Origin of the sequence: Agrobacterium tumefaciens, from assembly GCF_013318015.2 — a bacterium.
Classification (GTDB): domain Bacteria; phylum Pseudomonadota; class Alphaproteobacteria; order Rhizobiales; family Rhizobiaceae; genus Agrobacterium; species Agrobacterium tumefaciens.
Genome location: NZ_CP115841.1, coordinates 2,459,490 through 2,482,161 on the forward strand (window position 1 = coordinate 2,459,490; position 22,672 = coordinate 2,482,161).

The 22,672-nt window shown below is 58.1% G+C and carries 20 protein-coding genes and 1 riboswitch; of the genes, 6 read left to right on the top strand and 14 right to left on the bottom strand.

Annotated features, from left to right (window positions below; genetic code table 11):
* Nucleotide 1 precedes the first annotated feature (1 nt).
* A riboswitch (cobalamin riboswitch) is annotated at nucleotides 2-216 on the bottom strand.
* Between the two features lie 127 nt (nucleotides 217-343).
* Nucleotides 344-961 (top strand): cob(I)yrinic acid a,c-diamide adenosyltransferase, encoded by a 618-nt coding sequence (gene cobO, locus G6L97_RS11990; RefSeq protein WP_035252400.1) that lies wholly within the window; start codon nucleotides 344-346, stop codon nucleotides 959-961.
* Nucleotide 962: 1 nt separating this feature from the next.
* Nucleotides 963-2,420 carry a cobyric acid synthase gene (locus G6L97_RS11995; RefSeq protein ID WP_111782528.1) on the top strand — a complete coding sequence of 486 codons (1,458 nt, stop codon included), beginning with the start codon at nucleotides 963-965 and terminating at the stop codon, nucleotides 2,418-2,420.
* Here the strand turns inward: G6L97_RS11995 and cbiB are convergent.
* Nucleotides 2,407-3,372 carry an adenosylcobinamide-phosphate synthase CbiB gene (gene cbiB, locus G6L97_RS12000; RefSeq protein WP_111782527.1) on the bottom strand — a complete coding sequence of 322 codons (966 nt, stop codon included), beginning with the start codon at nucleotides 3,370-3,372 and terminating at the stop codon, nucleotides 2,407-2,409. The two genes, G6L97_RS11995 and cbiB, sit on opposite strands and share 14 nt — an antisense overlap.
* Between cbiB and cobD the strand changes: the two genes are divergently transcribed.
* Nucleotides 3,371-4,417 (top strand): threonine-phosphate decarboxylase CobD, encoded by a 1,047-nt coding sequence (gene cobD / locus G6L97_RS12005; RefSeq protein WP_174002927.1) that lies wholly within the window; start codon nucleotides 3,371-3,373, stop codon nucleotides 4,415-4,417. The two genes, cbiB and cobD, sit on opposite strands and share 2 nt — an antisense overlap.
* On the opposite strand, the gene G6L97_RS12010 is transcribed toward cobD, so the two are convergent.
* From G6L97_RS12010 to G6L97_RS12050, 9 genes are all read right to left on the bottom strand, one after another.
* Complete coding sequence (locus G6L97_RS12010; protein ID WP_003516405.1) at nucleotides 4,399-5,676, bottom strand: L-fuconate dehydratase; 1,278 nt, start codon at nucleotides 5,674-5,676, stop codon at nucleotides 4,399-4,401. The two genes, cobD and G6L97_RS12010, sit on opposite strands and share 19 nt — an antisense overlap.
* Nucleotides 5,677-5,712: 36 nt before the next feature.
* On the bottom strand, nucleotides 5,713-6,042 hold the full coding sequence (locus tag G6L97_RS12015; protein ID WP_003516404.1) for an L-rhamnose mutarotase: 330 nt from the start codon (nucleotides 6,040-6,042) through the stop codon (nucleotides 5,713-5,715).
* Nucleotides 6,043-6,053: 11 nt separating this feature from the next.
* Complete coding sequence (locus G6L97_RS12020) at nucleotides 6,054-7,187, bottom strand: mannitol dehydrogenase family protein (RefSeq protein WP_111782525.1); 1,134 nt, start codon at nucleotides 7,185-7,187, stop codon at nucleotides 6,054-6,056.
* Nucleotides 7,184-8,194 (bottom strand): zinc-binding alcohol dehydrogenase family protein, encoded by a 1,011-nt coding sequence (locus tag G6L97_RS12025; RefSeq protein ID WP_111782524.1) that lies wholly within the window; start codon nucleotides 8,192-8,194, stop codon nucleotides 7,184-7,186. The genes G6L97_RS12020 and G6L97_RS12025 overlap by 4 nt, the downstream gene beginning before the upstream one ends.
* Before the next feature lie 3 nt (nucleotides 8,195-8,197).
* Nucleotides 8,198-9,019, bottom strand: coding sequence for an amidohydrolase family protein (locus G6L97_RS12030; RefSeq protein WP_111782523.1), 822 nt, complete (start codon nucleotides 9,017-9,019; stop codon nucleotides 8,198-8,200).
* A gap of 4 nt (nucleotides 9,020-9,023) precedes the next feature.
* A complete protein-coding gene (locus G6L97_RS12035; protein WP_111782522.1) occupies nucleotides 9,024-10,037 on the bottom strand; it encodes an aldo/keto reductase in 1,014 nt (337 codons plus the stop codon).
* Between the two features lie 120 nt (nucleotides 10,038-10,157).
* A complete protein-coding gene (locus tag G6L97_RS12040) occupies nucleotides 10,158-11,099 on the bottom strand; it encodes an ABC transporter substrate-binding protein (RefSeq protein ID WP_003516397.1) in 942 nt (313 codons plus the stop codon).
* A gap of 74 nt (nucleotides 11,100-11,173) precedes the next feature.
* Nucleotides 11,174-12,196, bottom strand: a complete 1,023-nt coding sequence (locus G6L97_RS12045) for an ABC transporter permease (RefSeq protein WP_003516396.1) — start codon at nucleotides 12,194-12,196, stop codon at nucleotides 11,174-11,176.
* Nucleotides 12,197-12,204: 8 nt separating this feature from the next.
* Nucleotides 12,205-13,770 carry a sugar ABC transporter ATP-binding protein gene (locus G6L97_RS12050; protein ID WP_162686663.1) on the bottom strand — a complete coding sequence of 522 codons (1,566 nt, stop codon included), beginning with the start codon at nucleotides 13,768-13,770 and terminating at the stop codon, nucleotides 12,205-12,207.
* Nucleotides 13,771-14,024: 254 nt separating this feature from the next.
* On the opposite strand from G6L97_RS12050, the gene G6L97_RS12055 reads away from it, so the two are divergent.
* Nucleotides 14,025-14,717, top strand: a complete 693-nt coding sequence (locus G6L97_RS12055) for a FadR/GntR family transcriptional regulator (RefSeq protein ID WP_013637003.1) — start codon at nucleotides 14,025-14,027, stop codon at nucleotides 14,715-14,717.
* 43 nt (nucleotides 14,718-14,760) lie between these two features.
* Nucleotides 14,761-16,293 carry a UxaA family hydrolase gene (locus G6L97_RS12060; RefSeq protein WP_111782521.1) on the top strand — a complete coding sequence of 511 codons (1,533 nt, stop codon included), beginning with the start codon at nucleotides 14,761-14,763 and terminating at the stop codon, nucleotides 16,291-16,293.
* 94 nt (nucleotides 16,294-16,387) lie between these two features.
* Here the strand turns inward: G6L97_RS12060 and purH are convergent, their stop codons facing one another.
* From purH to htpX, 4 genes are all read right to left on the bottom strand, one after another.
* A complete protein-coding gene (purH, locus tag G6L97_RS12065) occupies nucleotides 16,388-18,004 on the bottom strand; it encodes a bifunctional phosphoribosylaminoimidazolecarboxamide formyltransferase/IMP cyclohydrolase (RefSeq protein WP_013637005.1) in 1,617 nt (538 codons plus the stop codon).
* A 153-nt stretch (nucleotides 18,005-18,157) separates the two neighbouring features.
* Nucleotides 18,158-19,798, bottom strand: coding sequence for a heparinase II/III family protein (locus G6L97_RS12070; RefSeq protein WP_111782621.1), 1,641 nt, complete (start codon nucleotides 19,796-19,798; stop codon nucleotides 18,158-18,160).
* A 151-nt stretch (nucleotides 19,799-19,949) separates the two neighbouring features.
* Nucleotides 19,950-21,335: an RsmB/NOP family class I SAM-dependent RNA methyltransferase gene (locus tag G6L97_RS12075; protein WP_111782520.1), complete on the bottom strand. Its 1,386-nt coding sequence runs from the start codon at nucleotides 21,333-21,335 to the stop codon at nucleotides 19,950-19,952.
* Complete coding sequence (htpX, locus tag G6L97_RS12080; protein WP_111782519.1) at nucleotides 21,332-22,297, bottom strand: zinc metalloprotease HtpX; 966 nt, start codon at nucleotides 22,295-22,297, stop codon at nucleotides 21,332-21,334. Before htpX ends, G6L97_RS12075 begins: the two co-directional genes overlap by 4 nt.
* 119 nt (nucleotides 22,298-22,416) lie before the next feature.
* On the opposite strand from htpX, the gene G6L97_RS12085 reads away from it, so the two are divergent.
* On the top strand, nucleotides 22,417-22,617 hold the full coding sequence (locus G6L97_RS12085) for a DUF1674 domain-containing protein (protein WP_003516384.1): 201 nt from the start codon (nucleotides 22,417-22,419) through the stop codon (nucleotides 22,615-22,617).
* The last annotated feature ends 55 nt before the right edge of the window (nucleotides 22,618-22,672 follow it).

Genomic DNA, 22,672 nt, shown 5'->3' on the forward strand with positions numbered 1-22,672 from the left:
GACGTTTTTTCCTGAAACGGCAGGTCTCCTGGCTTGCGGCTTTAAAACACCCTGCACCACCTTCCCGGGCCAATTTTATGGTCCAGTGGCTTCATAGTGCGGGCTTACCGCTTACAGTTGCGGGGGCAGCCACGGAATGACCCGTTATGGGGTGGAACCGTGTTCCCTCTTAGCTTTTCCCGTTGCCGGGAAAAGACCGTCAGTGCCTTACCCTTAGGCTGAACGGGCGTGACGGTCAATGCTGCCGGCTTGTCGATTGCCGGGTGCGGCAAATTGAGTATAGTCGCCGCTCCGAATGGCGGGGGCATACGGTCCAGCGCCTCTGGACGAGAAGGAAAACGCGATGACACGCGATATCAGCGACAGCGAAGCCGAACGCCACCGGCAGAAAATGGTCAACCGCAAGACGGTTCAGGATGCCGAAGTCGCGGAAAAGACCATCGAAAAAGGTCTGCTGATGATCAATACCGGCCCTGGCAAAGGCAAATCCACGGCCGCTTTCGGCCTTGCCCTGCGCATGCTCGGCACAGGGCGGCGGGTCGGCGTCGTGCAATTCATCAAGGGCGCATGGTCGACGGGTGAACAGCAGGCCCTGACTTTGTTCGGCGACAGGGTGGAATGGCGCACCATGGGCGAGGGGTTTACCTGGGACACGCAGGACCTCAAGCGCGATGTCGCAGCAGCTACAAAGGCCTGGGAGGAAGCGAAAGCACTGATGGCCGACGAGACGATCGGATTGCTGGTTCTCGACGAACTGAACATTGCGCTCCGCTATGATTACCTGCCGCTGGAAGAGGTCGTCGAAACGCTTTCCAACCGTAGATCCGATCTGCATGTCATCGTTACCGGCCGCAACGCCAAACAGCCGTTGATCGACGCTGCCGACATGGTGACGGAAATGACCCTCGTCAAACATCACTTCAAGGCAGGCGTAAAGGCGCAGGCCGGGATAGAATACTGACATGACTGCACGTGCGCTGATGTTTCAGGGAACCGGCTCGGATGTCGGCAAATCGCTGATGGTGGCTGGCCTTGCCCGCGCCTTCGTCAGGCGTGGCCTGTCCGTCATGCCGTTCAAGCCGCAGAACATGTCGAACAATGCGGCGGTCACCGCCGATGGCGGCGAGATCGGTCGCGCGCAGGCGCTGCAGGCGCGGGCAGCAGGCGTTCCGCTGTCGGTTCACATGAACCCGGTGCTTTTAAAGCCGCAGAGCGAAACCGGCGCACAGGTCGTCGTACAGGGTAAAATTGTCGGCAATGCCAAAGCTGCCGATTATCAGCACATGAAAGCCGGGCTGATGCCGCGTGTGCTGGAGAGCTTCGAGCACCTGAAACAACAGGCCGATCTGGTGCTGGTGGAAGGGGCGGGAAGTGCTTCCGAAATCAACCTCCGCGCCAACGACATCGCCAATATGGGTTTTGCCCGCGCCGCAGATGCTCCCGTGATTCTGATCGGCGATATCGACCGGGGCGGGGTCATCGCCAGCCTCGTGGGCACAAAAACCGTTCTCGAACGCGATGATGCCGCGATGATAGAGGGCTTCATCGTGAACCGCTTTCGCGGTGACCCTACGCTGTTTTCAGACGGCATGCGGATGATCGCGGAAAAGACCGGCTGGGCGTCCATCGGGCTATTGCCGCATTTTTCCGATGCTGCGAAATTGCCGGCGGAGGACGCCCTTGGGCTTACCGGCCCGGCGCAACAAAAGCCCGGCGCGAAAATCCGCATTGCGGTGCCGATCCTGCCGCATATCTCCAATTTCGACGATCTGGATCCGCTCGACATGGAGCCGGATGTGGAGCTGATCCGAGTGCGGCAGGGCGAGACCATTCCCGCCGATTGCCGGCTGGTTCTGCTCTGCGGTTCGAAATCCACCATAGCTGATCTCGCCGTGCTGAAAAATGCAGGCCTCGAAATCGACATCAAGGCACATGTGCGCCGCGGCGGTTATGTTCTCGGTCTCTGCGGCGGATACCAGATGCTTGGAAAAACCGTTGCCGACCCTGACGGCATCGAAGGACCACCAATGACGGTCGATGGGTTGGGCCTGCTGGATGTGACGACGGTTTTGACCGGTGACAAGAGGCTCGTTTCCGTCCAGGGACAGAGTTTCGACGGAATTCCCTTATCCGGCTATGAAATGCATGTTGGCGAAACAACGGGTGCCGCGGGCAACCTGCCATTTTCGACCATTGACGGACATGCCGATGGCGCAATTTCGCCCGATGGCCGCATCCTAGGCACCTATATCCACGGCCTGTTTGCGGATGACCGCCAACGCGGGGCGTGGCTTGAGCGCCTTGGTGGGCAGGGCACGCAACTGAACTATGATGCGCAGGTAGATGCCGTTCTTGATCGCCTGGCGGCCCATATGGAGAACCACCTCGATCTCGACAGACTGCTTTCTATAGCGCGATAAGGATTGCCAGCAATCCGAACAGCGCTATCAGCAGGAAGTCTGCGATCCTCGCCAGCCTTAGCGCTGTGCGAATATCGCCAGCAACCAGTGTCGCTCTTCCGCCTTCGCCCATGAAACGAGCCTCGATCATCTGCCCGCCATAGGAGCGCGGCCCGGCCAGCGCAAAGCCCAGTGCCCCGGCCAATGCCGCCTCCGGCCAGCCGGCATTGGGAGAGCGGTGATGCCGCGCATCGCGGCGTATCGCGGCAATTGCCCCTTTCGGTGATGCACCCTTCACGAAAAACGCGGCGACCACGAAAAGACCGCCGCTCAGTCTCGATGCCGGCAAATTGACCAGATCGTCCAGCCGGGCCGACGCCCAACCAAAGGCCTCATGGCGTGGCGAGCGATGACCGATCATGCTGTCGGCCGTGTTGATTGCCTTATAACCCGCACCGCCTGGCAGCCCCAGAAGACCAAGCCAGAGGGAAGGGGCGACAATGCCGTCAGAGAAATTTTCAGCCAGGCTTTCAATCGCCGCCCGGCAGATTGCCGCCTCATCCAGCGCCTGCGGATCGCGCCCGACGATCATGGAGACAGCTTTGCGCCCACCGTCAATCCCCTCGCGTTCCAGCGCAATGGCGACGGCCTCCACATGCTGTTCCAGACTTTTTTGGGCCGGAAGTGACGCCCCAAGCACCGCAACAAGCAACAGACCAAGGGGCAATAAAAGCAGAATAGATTGCACTAACCATGCAACAAGCACCGTCAGCGCCAGAAAAACGGAAAGCGCCACGATGCCTGCCGCCTTGCGCTGTGAAAATGAAGCACTCTCCCGGTTCCATTTTTTGTCCAGCAGCGCGATAAGCGAACCGATCCAGGTGACGGGATGACCGATGCGTTTGAACAGCCAGTCCGGATATCCAGTCAGGCGTTCGATCAAGAGCGACAGAAAAGCGAGAGCGAAGAACATGGGCGATAAGGTACCGGAAAAAGCGCAGGCTGCGATCCGTCACGGCGGCAATCTCGGCAAGGCGCGCCTGATGTTTCCTGAAGCGCCGGAACCGTGGATCGACCTGTCGACCGGGATCAATCCGCACTCCTACCCGCATTCTCCCGTTCCCGCCAGCGCATTTGCCCGCCTGCCGGAGCCTGACGCGGCCGAAGAATTGAAAAGGCTGGCCGTCGCCTCTTTCGGCGCACCATCAGCCGGGCATGTGGCTCTGTCCCCCGGCACCCAGATGCTGATGCCATTGCTGGCTCAGCTGGCACTCGAACGCGGAGCGAAAAGCGGAGCCGTGCTCTCCCCCGCTTATGCCGAACATGCCCGAACCGCGCGCATGGCCCGACTGACCGTGACCGAGGTAGACCATATCAGTGATCTGTCAGCGTACGACTATGCGGTGGTGGTCAATCCCAACAACCCCGATGGTCGCATCACGGATCGAGAAGCTTTGTTGTCGCTGGCCGAGGCGATGCGCCGCAAAGGCGGCCTGCTCGTCGTAGACGAGGCCTTTATCGAGACAGGACATACGGAAAGTCTTGCAAATGTCGCAGGGCGCGACGCGCTGGTGGTACTGCGATCCTTCGGCAAGTTCTATGGCATGGCAGGGGTCCGGCTCGGTTTTGCGCTTGCGCATCCCGACATCGCTGCGGAACTGGAGGCAAGGCTTGGCCCCTGGGCAGTATCCGGGCCGGCGCTCAATATCGCGACGCAGGCTTTGGCGGATAGGGAATGGCAATCAGCCATGCGCCTCCGGCTTGCGGCAGAAGCACAGCGTATGAGTGAATTGCTGGAAAAAGTGGGCCTGAAGATTGCCGGCGGTACGCCCCTGTTTACCCTGGTGCGGGACCACCGGGCCAAAGAACTGTTCGATCACCTTGGCCGGCACGGCATTCTGGTGCGCATTTTTGATGAAAGGCCGAACGACATGCGTTTCGGCCTTCCCGGCAGCGAAGCGGAGTGGCAGCGCCTCACGGAAGCGCTGTTATCCTTCAATCATCCCTTGAACGTGTAGGTCGCAATAGAATCCGGCTTCATTTCAATGGAGAAACCGGGCAGCTTCGGCGGCATATACGCGGCATTGCGAATATCGCAGGGTTCGATGAAATGCTCGTGCAGATGGTCGACATATTCGATCACGCGGCCTTCCTTGGTGCCGGAAACCACGAGATAGTCGATCATCGACAGATGCTGCACATATTCGCAAAGGCCGACGCCACCGGCATGCGGCCAGACCGGCAAATTGTATTTGGCAGCAATCAACAGAACCGCCAGCACCTCGTTGAGACCACCCATGCGGCAGCTGTCGATCTGCACGACGTCGATTGCACCTTCGGCGATGAACTGCTTGAACATGATACGGTTCTGGCACATTTCGCCGGTTGCCACCTTCACGGAGCCGATGGCTGCACGGATCTTGCGATGGCCGGCGACATCGTCCGGGCTGGTCGGCTCTTCAATGAAGAAGGGCTTGGCGAAGGCAAGTTGCTTGACCCATTCAATCGCCTGATCCACTTCCCACACCTGGTTGGCGTCGATCATCAGATAACGGTCGGGGCCGATCACCTCGCGGGCGATGGTGAGGCGGCGGATATCGTCTTCGAGATCACGGCCAACCTTCATCTTTACATGGTTGAAACCGGCATCGATCGCTTCCTGGCAAAGACGGCGCAGCTTGGCGTCGTCATAACCGAGCCAGCCGGCTGATGTGGTGTAGCAGGCGTAGCCTTCGTTCTTCAGCGTCTCGATACGTTCCTTTTTGCCGCTTTCGGCTTTTTTGAGGATCGCAAGTGCATCGTCCTTCGTCAGCACGTCAGTCAGATAACGGTAATCGACGATATCGGCGATTTCTTCCGGGCTCATATCGGCAACAAGCTGCCAGACCGGCTTTCCCGCCTTTTTGGCCAGCAAATCCCAGACAGCATTGACGACAGCGCCGGTGGCGAGATGCATCGCGCCCTTGTCCGGGCCGATCCAGCGCAGCTGGCTATCACCAGTCAGGTGGCGCCAGTATTTGCCGGGGTTCTCGGTGACCGTCGCCAGATCGGTTCCCACCACCAGATGGCGCATCGCCTTGATGGCCATGCAGCAAATCTCATTACCGCGGCCAATGGTGAAGGTCAGCCCGTGGCCTTTCAGTTCCGGTTCATCGGTGTCGAGAATGACGTAAGCCGCCGAATAATCCGGGTCGGGGTTCATCGCATCCGAACCATCAAGGCTCTGGGAGGTCGGAAAACGCAGGTCGAAAACTCGCAGATCAGTAATTTTGGTCATGGCCGTTCACTCGCGGTCAGTGTCAAAGGAAATCGTTCAGTCGTGATGGAAGGTTTCTTCCATCATTGCCCACCACTCGCCTTCCTTGCGGCTTTCGAGTGGTTGCTGGCAGGGAATGGTGAAAGACCACCATTCCTGGTTCTTTGGGCTTGCCGCCATCTTCGCCATATCGGCGCTGAAATCGGTGCCGTGATATTCCCAATATCCGAACAGCAGATTTTCCGGTTCGCGCAGGAAGATCGTGTAGTTGCGGATGTTGCAATCGCTGATGAGCGCCAGAATTTCGGGCCAGACGGCGGCGTGCAGTCTTCTATATTCCGCAATCATGTCCGGTTTGACGCCGATGACCATTCCCATGCGCTGCATACAAAACTCCGTTATTGCTTGATGGTGGCGAGCGCCGCACGCAGTTTCCGCTGCGGCACGTTTAACCCCAGACGTTCCGCCGCAGCGATGACCGGGACAAAACGACGGCGTTTTTTTTCATCGTGATTGCCTGAAATGTCCGCGAGCCGGTGGGCGAGAAAGGGGTTCAGGAAACGCTCCCGCACCGCACGGATATAGGCTTGCGCTTCTTCTCCCATGCCTTCTGCGGCAAAGACCGGCAGAACCTCGTCCCGCCAGAGCGTTTCCAGATCTCCCGAAAGCGCATCGTCGGCCATTGCCTGCCGCACCGTCTCGTCTTTCTCACGGGCATCCCGCAACCATCGCTCCGCCAGATAGGAATGGCCAAGATTGAGCAGGAACAGCTTCAGCTTTTCATAGCGGTCGAGATCATCAGTCAGCACCACCGCAGGGTGGGTGCAGGGCAGAACAAGGCCCTCCTGCTTCTCGATTGCCCAAAGCGCATAGGGCTCGGCAACTGCGCCAACCGGATCGATCGGCTCGGAAACGATGCGGTCTACAAGGCTGTTGGCAAAACGGCATTTCTCATTCAGGTAGAAGCCGAAACCCGCTGGCAGCTGCCATTCGTCGGCAAGCTGGCGAACAACCTCTTTCAACCGGTCGCCGTTGCGCGGAACAAGCTCGCAAGGAAAGATCGATACAGGGGCTTCCGGATTGGTCTGAAAACGTTCCAGCAGCAACAGGCAGAGCTTTGCAGGAAAACTCTTTGGTACAAGCGTGAAGTCGTCGGCAAGACCCGGCCCGTCGAACGAATCCAGCTCATAACCGCGGTCACCCGTATTGGACAGAATGACCCCTGCCCCGCAGGCGATGCGCCGCACCTCGGCCCAGTCGGCCGCCGCCGTCAGCGCGCGCGCGACAGCCTTACCTGGAATTTCCTCATCCACCTCTTGCCCATCGCGAATGCCGCGAATGCGCACCGGATAGGGCGTGCCATCGTTCAATGCTGCCACACGCTTCAGGCTCTCCGCATTGCCGGTCGTCTGGACGATTGCGATGCGCCCGAGAGCCTCGCCTTTTTCCAGCGCCTGCGAAATGAACAAATCCGCATGCGCCAGAAGAAAGCGGCTGGTACCGAATTGCAGGATGGGTGTGTCGGTCGTCATGCGACCTCCACCATGCCCTTGATGACTCCGGCTTTTGGATCGGTCAGCCCGGCGAATTTGGAAGGCACATCGGCAAGTGTCATGCGGTGAGTGATGAGTGCCTCCGGTACCTTGCCTTCCCGCAGCGCCTGCAACACCCGCTCGAAATCCTCCGGCGTGGCGTTGCGGCTGCCAAGCAGCGTGGTTTCACGCTTGTGAAACTCCGGATCGTTGAAGGAGATATCGCTGGCAACGATGGAAACCAGCACATAGGAACCACCGTGGCCGACGAAGGAAAAGCCACGCTCCATGGCTTTAGGATTACCGGTCGCATCAAAAACGGCATCGAAGAAATCGCCGCCGGTGATATCCGACAGGCGATCCTTGTCGCCCTCGCCAAGCTTCACCGTATGGGCAACGCCGAGATGGTCCTTGCAGAAATCCAGCCGGTCGGTGCGCCCGTCAATCATCGTCACCTCACCGCCATCGAGAACGGCGAAAACCGCAACCGCCATGCCGATCGGACCGGCGCCGACGATCAGGACCTTCTGACCCTTTTCCACCGACCCACGACGCACGGCATGCGCGCCAATCGCCAGAAATTCGGTCATTGCCGCCTGATCGAGGCTCAAGCCCTCCGCCTTCAGCACGAATTGCTGCGGAACGCTCAGATATTCGACCATGCCGCCATCGCGATGAACGCCAAGCACACCGATGTTGCGGCAGCAATTGCTCTTTCCTTTACGGCAGGCGCTGCATTCACCACAGGAAATATAGGGTATGACGGTAACGACATCGCCCGCCGAAAGATCGCTGCCTTCCGGCGCCTCTTCCACCGTGCCGGAAAGCTCGTGGCCCATGATGCGCGGATAAGAAAGATAAGGCTGATTACCGGTGAAAATATGCAGGTCCGTGCCGCAGACACCAATGCGACGAATACGCACCAGCACTTCACTTTCGCCACGGGCGGGCTTTGGTAGTTCCTTGGGGACAAGTTGACCGGGGGTCTCGCAGAAAATCGCCAGCATGCATCACCTGTTGGGAAGGGAATAAAAACGAACGGCGTTGCCGCCAAAGACGGCCGCATGATCGTGCTCAGGCACGATTTCGCGGCAGAAGTCCAGCCATTCCTGATAGTCGCCAGCCAGCCGCAATACCGGCCAGTCGCTGCCGAAGATCACGCGTTCGCCGCCGAACAGTTCCAGAATGGTTTCGGCATAGGGCCTGACGGCTTCCGGTCTCTGCTCGCCACGCTCGGTCAACAGGCCGGACAGCTTGCAATGGAGGTTGGGAAGGGCCGCCAAAGCTGCCATGTCCCTGCGCCAGTCGCCATATTGGCCCGTGGCGATAAGCGGCTTCGCGCCGTGATCGATGACAACAGGCAATTGCGGATGGCGGCGCGCGAAGGCGAGAAGATGCGACAGATGCGGCGGCAGGACCAGCGCATCGAACACCAGTGCATGTTTCACCAGCGCATCCACAGCGGCATCGAGCGCGGGATCGTCGATCCAGGTCACATCATCCATGCCTTGCAGCATCGGCCGTACGCCCTTGAAGGCCGGATGTTTTGCCCGCCGGGAGATTTCCGCCACAGCATCCACGGACTTCATGTCCACCCAGCCGACAACGCCCTTGATGAAATCGGTGCTGCCAGCCAGATCGAGCATGAAATCCGTATCGGCCGCACTTTCCATCGTTTGCACCAGCACCGTTCCGGAAACTCCGGCCTTTGCCAGCAGAGGAGACAGATCCTGCGGAAGAAAATCCCGGTAGATGGCAGCCAGAGACGGTGGCGGCCATTGCCCGGCACGATCCTTCATCAGCCAGAAATGCTGGTGGGCATCGATGATCATCGCTTCAGGCCTTTGTGCCGGGCACGGGTGCGCCTTCGGAAATCAGGCCACGCTTTTGCAGCTCCGACCAGAATTCGTCCGGAACAACCTGTTCGAACCATTCGATGTTTGCGGCAAGTTGCTGCGCATTGCGCGCGCCGGATACGACCGTGACCGAAGCCGGATGCCCGAGCGGAAACTGCAGCGCAGCCGCCTGCAACGAAACACCAACGTCGTCACAAACGCCCTGAAGCGCATCCACCCGCGTGATGATGTCGGCAGGCGCATCGGCATAGTTGAATTTGCGGTTGCCTGCCAGAATGCCTGAATTGAAAGCACCGGCGACCACGATCGCAACGCCGGTTTCCGCGCAGCGGTTCATGAAGGCAAGGCTCTGCTGCTCCAGAAGCGTATAACGGCCGGCAAGCATGGTAACGTCGATGTCGAAAACATCCATGGCGTCGCCGACGATTTCCCACTCGTTGACGCCGAGGCCGATAGCACCCGTCGACCCTTCCTCGCGCAGCTTGCCGAGTGCCCGGAAGCCGCCGCCGGTGGTCAGCTGCTCCCAGTAGTGCTGGTGCTTTTCGCCATGCGTGAAAGAGCCGATATCGTGCACATAGAGAATATCCGGCTTCAGAACGCCGAGCCGCTGCTGGCTCGCTTCGAAGGAGCGCAGAATACCGTCATAGGAATAATCATAGACCGGGCGGAAAGGCAGCGGCGCAATGTAGGCGTCCTCTTCCGGGCCCACAGTTTCATCGGGAACCATGACGCGACCGACCTTGGTGGAGAGGGTGTATTCGCTTCGGTCATGCTCCGTCACCATGGTTCCAAGACGACGCTCCGAACGCGTGTAACCGTAAAAAGGTGCGGTATCGAAATAACGAATGCCGCTTTCCCATGCCTTGTCGAACGCACCTTTGGATTCCTCGTAGGGCGTAACGCGGTAGAGATTACCCATCTGCGCGCAACCAAGGCCCATGACCGTGACTTCAACGGCACGGCGCGGCAATTTACGTGTATCGGAGACTTTCATCGCAAGGGCTTCCTGAATTTTTCGGTAGAGCGGATGTTGAAAACCGTATGCGGTATTGACTGAAATCCCGCTTCTGACATTTGTGAGGCGCGCCGCTCAAAGAGCGGCGCGCGTCATGCGTTAATAAAGAACGTTCTTGGCTTCCGGCTTCTCGATATTGTCCTTGGTGACAACAACAACGCCGGTGTCGACGAACTTTTCGACCTTTTCTTTGCTGATGAGCTTGGAAACGGTCTGGATGCCCTTTTCGCCCATCTGATACGAACCCTGAACGACGATGCCGGCCAGCGTGCCGTCCTTGACGAAGCCCTGAAGGTCCTGGTTACCGTCAAAGCCGATGCCGACAACCTTGCCTGCCTTACCGGCCTGGGCGAGCGCGCGGCCTACACCGATTGCGGTGGGTTCGTTGGCGCCGAAGATGCCCTTGAGATCGGAATTGGCGGCCAGAACGTCGGTTGTCTGGTTCAGCGCCGTCGCCATCTGCGACTGCGAATAGAACGGACCTACGATCTTGAGGTTGGAATGCATCTGGATATAGTCGGTGAAACCGCCAACGCGTCCGATTTCCGAACCGGCACCGGCGACGTAGGACATCACGGCGATCTTGCCTTCCTTGCCAACCTTGTCGATCAGCGCCTGAGCAGCCAGTTCGCCGGCTTTCTTGTTATCGGTCGCCAGGAAGGACTGATAATATTGCTCGGAACCCTTGGCGAGCTGTGAGTCGATCAGAACCACGGGAATGCGGGCTTCCCAGGCTTTCTTGACAGCCGGAACCAGCGCATCAGGATCGGAAGGAGCAAGAACGATACCCGAAACCTTACGGTTTACAGCGTTTTCAACCATGTTGACCTGATCGGCGATGGCCGATTCAGATGCCGGACCCTGGAAGGTCATGGTGTTGCCGGCAGAGTCCTTCATCGCCGCATCGGCGCCCTTCTGAACGTTCTGCCAGAAGGTGGAGTTGACGGTCTTGACGATGACGGCGATTTCGCCGGCCTGCACGGTGGAGACGCTCCACAGCGCGATTGCGGATGTCAGAAGGGCGGTCGTAAGCTTGTTCATTTCTTCCTCCGTGATGTCGGCATACCGGGCCTCCCGTGCCGATCTTGTTTGCGGATAGGGTCCGCAGCCCTGTATCAGCGACGGTTGCGCAGCTGGTCGATCCAGACGGTGACCAGAATGACAAGACCGATGATGATCTGTTGCGTGAAGGCGGACACGCCATTCATATTGAGACCGTTGCGCAGGATGCCGATGACGAAGGCGCCGATTGCCGTGCCGGAAATCGTACCCACGCCGCCGATGAGCGATGTGCCGCCGATAACGGCGCTGGCAATGGCGTCCAACTCATACATCACGCCCTCATTCGGCTGGGCTGTGACGAGGCGCGACATCAGCACGCAACCGGTCAACCCGGCGAGCGTACCGGACAGGATGTAGGTGAAATTGGTGACGCGTGCGACGTTTACGCCGGACAGACGCGCAGCATCCGCATTCGAACCGACGGCATAGATGTGACGGCCAAGGATGGAGCGGTTGAGCATGAAGGAAACAGCCAGCGCAATAACCACCATGAGGATGACGGGGTAGGGAATGCCCGGAAACACTACGTTCGGAAAACCGTCATCACCAATATTGACGATGCGGAAGAGGGCGCCGTTGCCGAGTTCACCGAAGGATTCGCCGAGGCCGGAAACCGCTCGCGCACCGGTGATCTGCAGTGCCACGCCACGGGCGATCAACATCATGCCGAGTGTCGCGATAAACGGTGGCAGCTTGAAGCGCGTGACCATGAGGCCATTGATGAGACCGCAAAGCGACCCCGTCAGAATGCCAAGCAGCATGCCGACCGGCACCGGCATACCCAACTCCTTCACCGCAAGCGCGGCAACGACCCCGGCCAGAGCAAGCACCGAACCAACGGAAAGATCGATGCCGCCGGTGATGATGACGCAGGTCGCACCAATGCCGAGAAGGGCGATGGAGGTCACCTGAAGCGCAATGGTCATGGCATTGTTGACGGAGAAGAAGGCGCTGCTGGTGGCGGAAAACACCATAACCAGCACAACGAGACTGCCAAGAGCCGCAAACTTCTGGATGATGTCCTTCTGGCGGTCGCTGAAAGCGAAGCTCTTCTTGGGTTCTGCAATATTAGCCATGTCGTTCCTCACTGCGCGGCCCGGCCGTAACCGGACGCGTACCGCATGATTTCTTCCTGATTGGTCTTGGCGGTCTCAAGCACGCCCGTGATCCGGCCCTGGTGGAAAACGGCGATACGATCCGTCAGCCCCAAAATTTCCGGCAGTTCCGAACTGATGAGAATGACGCCGATGCCCTGTGCAGCCAGCTCGTCCATGATCTTGTAGATCGCGAATTTTGCGCCGACATCGATGCCGCGCGTCGGCTCGTCGAAAAACAGCACGCGCGACTGCCGGAACAGCCATTTGCCAATGATGATTTTCTGTTGGTTGCCACCTGAAAGCAGCCGCACCGTCTGTTCGATCGAAGGGGTACGGATGTTCAGGAGATCGACGTAACGTCTGGCGACATCGTCGTGCTTCTTGAAGTCGATCAGCCCGAAGCGGTTGGAGACCTCGCCGATATTGGCAAGCGTCGTATTGGCCGCAACCGACATCTTGATCGCAAGACCATCGCTTTTGCGGTCTTCGGACAGATAGGCGATACCCTCTTCGATGGCATCTCGCGGGGAACTGATGGAAAGCTCCCGCCCGTTGAAAACGACCTTGCCAGCATCCAGAGGATCGGCACCGAAAATCGCCCGTGCGACTTCCGTGCGACCAGCACCCATCAGTCCGGCAAAGCCGAGAATCTCACCGCGCCGCAGCGAGAAACCGACATCGTGGAACACACCTTTGCGCGTCAGCCCTTCCACCGAGAAAATAACATCATCCGTAGGGCGCGACGTGCGTTCCGGGAACTTCTCCTCCAGCGAACGCCCGACCATGCGCGTGACGATATCGTCAACGGTGATCGATGCAAAATCGTCGGTCGAAATATAACGCCCGTCCCGCAAAACCGTCACGCGGTCGACGATTTCGGCCATTTCATCGAGCCGGTGGGAAATATAGACGATGCCGACGCCAGAAGCCTTGAGATCGCGGATCACCTTGAACAACAGCCGCGTTTCCTGCTCGGTCAGCGAGGAGGTCGGCTCATCCATGATGAGGACTTCAGCATCCAGTGAAAGCGCCTTGGCAATTTCCACCATCTGACATTGAGCGACCGAGAGGCCGCGGACAATCTGGTCAGGATCGATATCGACGCCGAGCCGATCGAGACAGCGCTTTGCATCAAGCCGCAGCTTCTTGCGGTCAACGAGGAAACCACGGCGCGGCTCGCGGGCGAGATAGATGTTCTCGGCAACGGAAAGATGCGGAACGAGGTTGAGTTCCTGATGGATGATGGCGATGCCGGCGGCTTCGGATTCCAGCGGCGATGCATATTGCACTTTGACGCCCTTGTGCAGGATGGTTCCGTCGCTTGGCTGGTAAACGCCGCTGATGATTTTCATCAGGGTGGATTTTCCGGCACCGTTTTCGCCGCAGACAGCGTGAACCTCGCCGCTGCGCAAGTCGAAATGCACATTCGACAACGCTTTGACGCCCGGAAATTCCTTGCTGATGTTTTCGAGACGCAGGAGGCCTGAACCAAGGCCGTGCGCCGTCTCCTCAGGCGAAAAATCGCCTCGAATTGTCGATGCGCCCTGCGACATCAAGAAACCTCCACCCGCGCTCCCCGCTCCACCGGGGGAAATAATGAGCCAAATGGTTAGGCCGCTTTTTTAAAATGGTCAAGCCAATTAGCCCAAAATTTGAATCCCGCGTCTGGTACACGCAAAATCATCTCAAAAGAATTATTGAAATAATATCGTAAATTCACGTATTTAAGTAATTTCTTGCGTATTGATGCGCTTGGCGCTACGGTAAGGCCAAATTCAGATAACAGACAAGGTTCGTCAGAAAACACATGAATGGTCAGGCCAAAATAGCGGAACCACGCAGGCTTTATCAGCAGATTGCGGACCAGATACGCGAGCTGATCGATCTGGGAGAGTTTCTGCCTGGAACACGACTTCCCGCCGAACGGGAACTGGCACAGAAGCTCGGGGTTTCAAGACCATCACTGCGCGAGGCACTGATTGCGCTTGAAATCGACAACACAGTCGAAATCCGCATGGGTTCCGGTGTCTATGTGTCCACCGAGGCCCTTCAGACAACCCACAACACCAAATCCTTGGGCGACAGCCCCTCCGAATTGATGCAGGCGCGCGCAGCGCTGGAAGGCGCGACAATCGTACTGGCAGCGAGCCGCATGACCGATGAAACGATTGCAAACCTTCGCCAGATTCTCAACACGATGCAGCAGGAAATCGAGGCCGCGCGCAAACCTCTCGATCAGGACCGGCTTTTCCACGTCACCATTGCCGAACAATCCGGTAACAGCGTTCTGGCCCGGCTGGTGGCAAACCTCTTCGATGAGCGCCACAGCCCGATTTCGGCACAATTGCGTGTGAAATTTGAGGATCGCGATACCTGGACCCACGCCCTTCAAGAGCACGAGGCGATTTTGGCGGCCCTGGAGTTGAAAGATCCGCTGCTGGCGCAGGCGGCCATGCATACCCATCTGGAAGGTTCCAAGAGACGCTGGGTAGACGGCTGAATTCAAAACATAGCAGGCAATGTACCGGGGAGGAGAAAAACCCGTGAGTGAGAATTCCGAGGCAACCATTTTGCTGAACGCCAACGACAATGTCGCGGTGGCACGCCGGTCGATACCGGCCGGTGGTGCGACGGGCAGAGGCGATCTGACAGCCCGGGAGCTGATCGGACGCGGCCACAAGGTGGCCCTGACGTTTATCAGATCCGGAGACGAGGTCCTGAAATACGGACAGGTGATCGGCATCGCGACACAGGATATCGAGCCTGGCCGGCATGTGCATCTGCACAATCTCGCCATGGTGCCTTCCGAACACACGCATCAGTTCAGTGTCGATATCGAGGAAAAAGGCATGCTGCCCGAGGGCGAGCGCCGGACCTTCAAGGGTTTTGACCGGGGTCTCGGTGGCGTTGGCACACGCAACTACATCGGCGTCATCGCATCCGTGAACTGTTCCGCCACCGTGTCGCGTTACATCGCCGATTATTTCAACAAGCAGGGCGGCCTTGAAGGGTTCGACAATGTCGACGGCGTTGTGGCACTGACCCATGGCGGCGGCTGCGCGCTCAATACGAAATCGGAAGGTTATCGTCTTCTGATCCGCACCATTCAGGGTTATGCCCGCCACCCGAATTTCGGCGGTATTCTGCTGATCGGCCTCGGCTGTGAGACCAACCAGATCGCCCCTATCCTCGAACATTACAAGATGGAGGAGGGCGAACGGCTGCGCACCATGACGATCCAGCAGCACGGCGGCACACGCAAAACGATCGATGCCGCCATTGCCGAGATCAAGGCGATGCTGCCAATGGTCAATGCTGCCCAGCGCTCTGAACAGCCGCTTTCAAAACTGAAGGTCGCGCTAGAATGCGGCGGTTCGGATGGTTACTCCGGAATATCGGCAAACCCGGCCCTGGGATATGCATCAGATCTCATCGTCCGCAACGGCGGTACAACGGTTCTTGCCGAAACGCCGGAGATTTACGGCGCTGAACACCTGCTGACGAAGCGTGCCGTCACGCCTGCTGTTGCCGAAAAGCTGTTGCAGCGCATCGACTGGTGGCGGGATTATACCGCTCGCAACGGCGATGAGCTGAACAACAACCCATCCCACGGCAACAAGCTTGGTGGACTAACCACCATTCTTGAAAAATCGCTGGGCGCAGTGGCCAAAGGTGGCTCCATGCCACTGAAGGCGGTCTACGAATTCGCGGAAACCGTTACTGAACAGGGCTTCGTTTTCATGGATACGCCCGGTTACGATCCTGTTGCCGTCACCGGCCAGGTCGCCGGCGGCTGTAACGTCATCTGTTTCACCACCGGCCGCGGCTCCGTATCGGGATTCAAGCCGGCACCCTGCATCAAGATCGCCACCAATTCCGAAATGTACGAGCACATGAAGGAAGACATGGACCTCAACTGCGGCGAGATCGTTACCGGCGCGGAAAGCATCGAGGAATCCGGCAAACGAATTTTCGAGCACATTCTTGCAGTCGCTTCGGGAGACAAGACCGTCAGCGAGATTTACGACTACGGCGACAATGAATTTGTGCCGTGGCAGGTGGGCGCGGTTACCTGACCCGCTTCCAATACGTGCATCGGACTGTCCCACGTGAAACAAAAGGCCCGGAAATCACTTTCCGGGCCTTTTAAATTCTGTGCGCCGTTTCTGCTTAATGGCGGAAGTGACGCATGCCGGTAAAGACCATCGCCACATTATGCTCATTGGCCGCATCGATCACGTCCTGGTCGCGCATGGAACCACCAGGCTGAATGACTGCGGTGGCACCTGCTGCAATAGCTGCAAGCAAACCATCGGCGAAGGGATAAAACGCTTCAGAAGCCACAGCAGAGCCGCGCGTCAGCGGCTCAGCAAGGCCGAGTGCCTTGGCCGCATCTTCCGCCTTCTGGGCGGCGATACGGGCGGAATCCACCCGGCTCATCTGTCCGGCGCCGATACCTGCCGTCTGGCCGTCCTTGGCATAGATCACCGCATTGGACTTCACGTGCTTGGCAATCTTGAAGGCGAACTTCATGTCTTCAAGTTCCTGAGGTGTCGGCACACGCTTGGTGACCACCTTCAGTTCCAGATCCTCCACCATGCCGTTGTCACGGCTCTGAACCAGAAGACCGCCGGAAACCGTCTTGGCCGTAATGCCGGCAGCGCGCGGATCTGGCAGGCCACCAGCTGCCAGCAGTCGCAGATTGGGCTTGCGGGCGATAATGGATTTTGCCTCTTCCGTCACATCGGGTGCAATGATGACTTCGGTAAAGAGCTTGACGATCTCTTCTGCCGTTTCCGCATCGAGCGTGCGGTTCAAGGCGATGACGCCGCCGAAGGCCGAAACGGAATCGCATGCCAGCGCGCGCCGGTAGGCTTCTGCAAGTGTTGGACCCGTCGCAACACCACAGGGGTTGGCGTGTTTGATGATCGCTACAGCCGGCGCATTTTCCGGCAGGAATTCCGCTACCAGCTCGTAGGCTGCATCCGTATCATTGATGTTGTTATAGGAAAGCTGCTTGCCCTGAAGAAGCGTCGCCGTGGAAACACCGGGGCGCTTTTCGCCGGTCAGGTAAAAACCGGCGCTCTGGTGCGGGTTCTCGCCGTAACGCATTTTTTCCTTCAGCGCACCGCCGATGGCACGGTAATCCGGCGTTTCGATAGCCAGCGCCTCAGCAAACCAGTTGGAAATCACCGCATCATAAGCCGCAGTGCGGGCATATGCCTTGGCGGCGAAGGTCTGGCGCAGCGCGTAGGAGGTTTGACCGTCATCGGCCTGCAGGGCTTCCACCAGCGCAGGATAGTCGGACGGATCGGTGACAACAGTGACATAGGCGTGGTTCTTGGCCGAAGCGCGGATCATTGCCGGGCCGCCAATATCGATATTCTCGACCGTCGTGGGGTAGTCGCCACCCTTGGCGCGAACTTCCTCGAAGGGATAGAGATTGATGACGGAGAGATCGATCGCCTCGATACCGTGAGCCTTCATTGCCTCGACGTGATCAGCATCATCCCGGATAGCCAGAAGTCCACCATGCACGTTGGGATGCAGGGTCTTGACGCGACCATCCATGATTTCCGGAAAATTGGTCACATCGGAAACATCCGTTACCGGCAGTCCCGCGTCAGCGATGGCCTTTGCCGTGCCACCCGTCGACAGCAGCTTGACGCCAAGTTTGGACAGGACAGTCGCCAGCTCGATAATGTCCGTCTTGTCAGAAACGGAAAGAAGGGCTGTACGGATTTTGACTTTATCGGGAGCGGGGATTTTTTTGGAAACGACAGCCATCGGGCATACTCCGTTTAACGGGGAGGACAGGCTGGACTGGGATTGATCCAGCAATTGCCGCCGCGTTAACACAGCTTGCCATATTAATAAACAGCGGGGACGCGGAACGGCGAAAACTATGGCGGTTTTTGCCTGAAACTTGCCAGGAACCCTCTACGCCTTGCGTTCGATGATCCAGCGGATTTCCCGAGTATTCGCCAGATTGAATGGCAGCTCGATCTGCTGCGAAGGCCGCATGCCGGATGCATCCGCCATAAAAACATCCTCGGTCACGAAAAGCTCCAGTCCAGGCGCCGAAAACAGCCAGGTGGTTCCATCCGCTGCCTCAAGATAAACCGACTCCTCGTCCTGTTGGTACAGCTGGATGTGGGGGTGGATATGGAACCGCGATACCGCCGATATCGATTGCAATTGCGCCTTCACCACATTCTCGTCGGCCCGAAGCAGATCACGGCCCTTTATCTTCGTACCGGCAACATTCAGCTCAATTTCCCGATCGTGATAGCAACCGAAATTCTGCAAATAACCGTCATGCGACGCCCACAGGACATCATTGCCATTTGCATCCGTTCCGCGGCGGCTCTCCACCTGACTGACACCGGAAACCATGATCGGCCCGAGCAGTCTCGAGCGGGATAGTCTGCAAGAAGACGTGTCGGCGAGCGTGACCGTTGAATGGGCCGCCGTCGAGCGGCTCGCTCGCTGATATTCGGGTGCTGCGTTTTTCGGGAAGCCCGAATTGACGATGAACCGGCTCTTGCCACAGGACATCTCAAAGGACAGGCAGCCCGAATGGGCGTTACGCGAAAGCTCCGCCGAGCCTGGATGACCAGTATCGACGATGATGACCGTCTCATCGGTTGCAAGACGATGATAATTGACATCCGGCAGCATTTTGGACGGCCGGCCAGCTGTCTCATCGTAACGAAGTACCGACACAAGTTCATTGGCAAGCGTGGCGGTGGCGCCATTGAACAGCGCCAGATCGCCGCCCTGGTGGCGGAAAAACCGGATGGCCGGAAACATCCTGTCAATCGCCGGCACCAGCCCCGAGGGCAGATCGTGACCGAGATTGATGTAGCTTTGCCTAAGCGGCAAAAGATCGAGCAGCAAATCCAGCATGACCCTCGGATTGCGGGAAACATGCCCGCCATCTGGAAGAATCTGGCGTTCCATTTCCTGCGCCAGCTTCATTCCGTGCCGAGTAATATGGGACAGGCGGGTCGGCATGGCGATGGACGCGACGGCCAGCGCAATCCTGATCCGCAGCCTCGCTTCGCCATCCGGCGCATGTTTGACGATCCTGTCGAGATAACGCACGTGAAACGCAAGACTTTTCAGGAAACGACGATAAAAACCCGCATCGGCCTCATGTAAAACGACGGGAGAATGGGACAGCCAGGCAATCAGCCTTTGTGCCGCGATCTCCGGAGACCAGGCGATCCCCGCAACCCTCTTGCCGTGAATAGTCATCCATTCGGCAACGATACGGCGCGCCCGCTTGCTGGCCTCACTCGATCTGTCGGAACGGATATGCCGCAGCCAGCCGAATGCATGCAGCCGCTCTTCAAAAACCACCGAGGGATAGTCCACCTGAAATGGCGATAGACCGCCGGTTTCGACGACGCGGCCGGCGAGCGCAATCCGGCCCCGCAGCAATTCCTCGGCAAAATACGGATCGATTGCCCTCAGATCAGTCGGCGCCGCCACCAGACCATCGGGAACGCGATTGGCAAACCGGGATATGCGAAGGCGCAAAGGAGCGAGGCCCACACACAGATGACGATACGCCATCCGCGAGAGAAGACCGGCGGCATTGATGCTGCCTGCAAAGGACCCTGACAAGCTGTGTTTCCCGTTTCACATGTTTTGTTTTTATGAGTGAACCGTGATGATCGGAACGTATCGGCAATTATCCAATGATTCGCGGAAGCTTGGCTTTTTTCTACTTCTTACGCAAGACACTGCTAAAAAACCCGTCGATGCCGCCGAACATATCCGGCGTTGTACGAAGATCGCCTTCAGCAGTGACGGCGGCTTCCATTCCTGGCCAATCGTCCTTGCGAACGGCAACACGCTCGAAGTCCGGGTTTTCCGCCAGGACCTGTGCAATCATCGCTTCCCCTTCAGAGGGATCGAGCGAGCAATTGGAAAACACCACAATGCCGCCGGCTCCCACCAGCGTGAGCGCGTGTCGCAACATCTGGCCCTGAAGAGCGGCAAGCTTGGCAATATCATTCTCGTCCTTCGTCCAGCAGACATCGGGATGTTTACGCAACGTGCCGGTAGACGAGCAGGGGGCATCCAGAAGAACGGCGTCGAAAAGCTGTTCCGGCTGGTACTTCAGCATATTGGCTTCAACGGTTTCGGCGTGAAGACCAAGCCGGTCGAGATTTTCCCTGAGGCGGCGAAGACGATTGCCGGACTGGTCCAGGGCAATCACCTTCGCGCCGGCAAGCGCGAGCTGGGCAGTCTTGCCGCCAGGAGCTGCACAGAGATCGGCAACACGTTTTCCGGAAATATCGCCCATCAGCTTCACAGGCATGCTGGCCGCGAGATCCTGAACCCACCAGGCACCCTCGGCAAAGCCTTCAAGCGAGGGGATCTGGCCTTCAAATTCACCGAGACGGACACTGCCATTCGGTAAAACCGTACCGCCCAGCTTTTCCGCCCAGACAGCCGGATCGGTCTTCACCGTGAGATCGATGGAAGAGGGCGTCAGCTGCGCTTCGGAAATCCGTTTGGCAACCTCACCTCCGTAAGCCGAAACAAGCCGAGCGTAGAACCAGTCCGGCAGCACGGGCACATCCGCGATCGCCTTTTCGATTTCTGCTTTTTCCCGGCCCAATCGCCTGAGGACGGCATTCACCAGCTTGGCAAAACGCCTGTTGCGCGGATCGCGGTGTGCCTGTTCCACGGCAAGATCGACCGCAGAATGATCGGGGACATCAAGGTGAAGCACTTGCGCTGCGCCAACGACAAGGACGTGATGAAGCGACCGGGCGCCCTGCGGCAACGGTCCGTCAAGCAGCATCGACAAGGCGGCTTCGATACGCGGAAGGTGGCGAAGCGCGCTGTTGACGATCGCTCTCACCAGCGCCCGGTCCGCAAGGGATAGCGCGCGATAGACGGGATTGCCGTTTTCGCTGTCCAGCATACCGTCCAGCGAGGTTTTCTTTTCCAGAACGGCCGCCAGAATGCGGGTTGCGGCAACGCGTGCAGCAAGGCCGGGTTTATCCTGGAAAGACGAAGGGCCGTCTTCGCGGCCCCTTGCATGGTCCTGTCCCGGTTTTTTGGACCGCGACGGCTTATTTTGAGTATCGGATGTCAAGACCACGGTCCCTTGCGCTCGTTTTCTTTGCCTCGTCCCCAGCCCGTATTGGGAACGGAGCCTGATTTGCGCTGAGGTCTATCACCCGATGGCGCTGGCGTCGATCCTCGCGGGGAAAACTCCTGTGCCATAGCGTGAAGTGCCGCCACCCGGTTTTCCGTATTCGGATGCGTAGAAAACAGGTTGTCCATGCGCTCACCGGACAGGGGATTGATGATGAACATATGCGCCGTCGCCGGGTTACGCTCCGCATCCTCATTATGAATGCTCTGCGCCATGCCCGAAATTTTCTGCAGTGCGGAAGCAAGCCAGAGCGGATTGCCGCAAATTTCCGCTCCCCGCCGGTCGGCAGAATATTCCCGGGTACGGCTGATCGCCATCTGCACCAGCATCGCGGCAAGCGGCGCCACGATCATCGCAACCAGTACGCCGATAAAGCCCAGCGGATTATTGTTGTTTTCACGATTGCCACCAAAGAAAAATGCGAAGTTGCCGAGCATGGAGATGGCGCCTGCCAGCGTCGCGGTCACAGTCATCGTCAGCGTATCGCGGTTCTGCACATGGGCCAGCTCATGCGCCATGACACCAGCCACTTCTTCAGGGGTGAGGCGCTCCAGCAGGCCCGTCGAGGCGGCGACAGCGGCATTCTGCGGGTTTCTTCCCGTCGCGAAGGCGTTCGGCTGCGGGCTATCATAAATATAAACCTTGGGCATCGGAAGATCGGCATTATGCGAGAGATCGCGGATCATGTGGAAAAATTCAGGCGCATTCGCCTCATCGATCTCGCGTGCACGATAGGCCGACAAGACCATCTTGTCCGAATTCCAGTAGGAGAAAAGATTCATACCAGCGGCAATAAGAAAGGCAATCATCATGCCGCCCTTACCGCCGATCAGAAAACCGACACCCATGAACAATGCCGTCATGAAGGCCAGAAGCATTGCCGTGCGCATCATGTTCATATGTCAAATTCTCCTTGTTACCACTCAGGAAATATTCCGGGGTTTATAAAGCCCATCTGTTTATATAATCTGGTGAACGGCAAACATATTTCAATATCCCGTCATAGGGAGGATTACTCATGCAGGATGCGGATAATGACAACGGCGCAGAAATGCTCAAGCGGCTTTCGCCGGCGGCGGAACGTGCGTTAAAGGAAGCGGAAGAACGGCGCAAACAACAGGCGGATCTTCAATTGCCGCAGGAAACCGGCGGTCGCGGCGGCGCGGAACCTGTTCGTTTCGGTGACTACGAAATAAACGGCCGCGCTATCGACTTTTGAGCACCACGGCATAAAAATACCCGCTAAACGCGGGTATTTTATCAATTAAAACAGA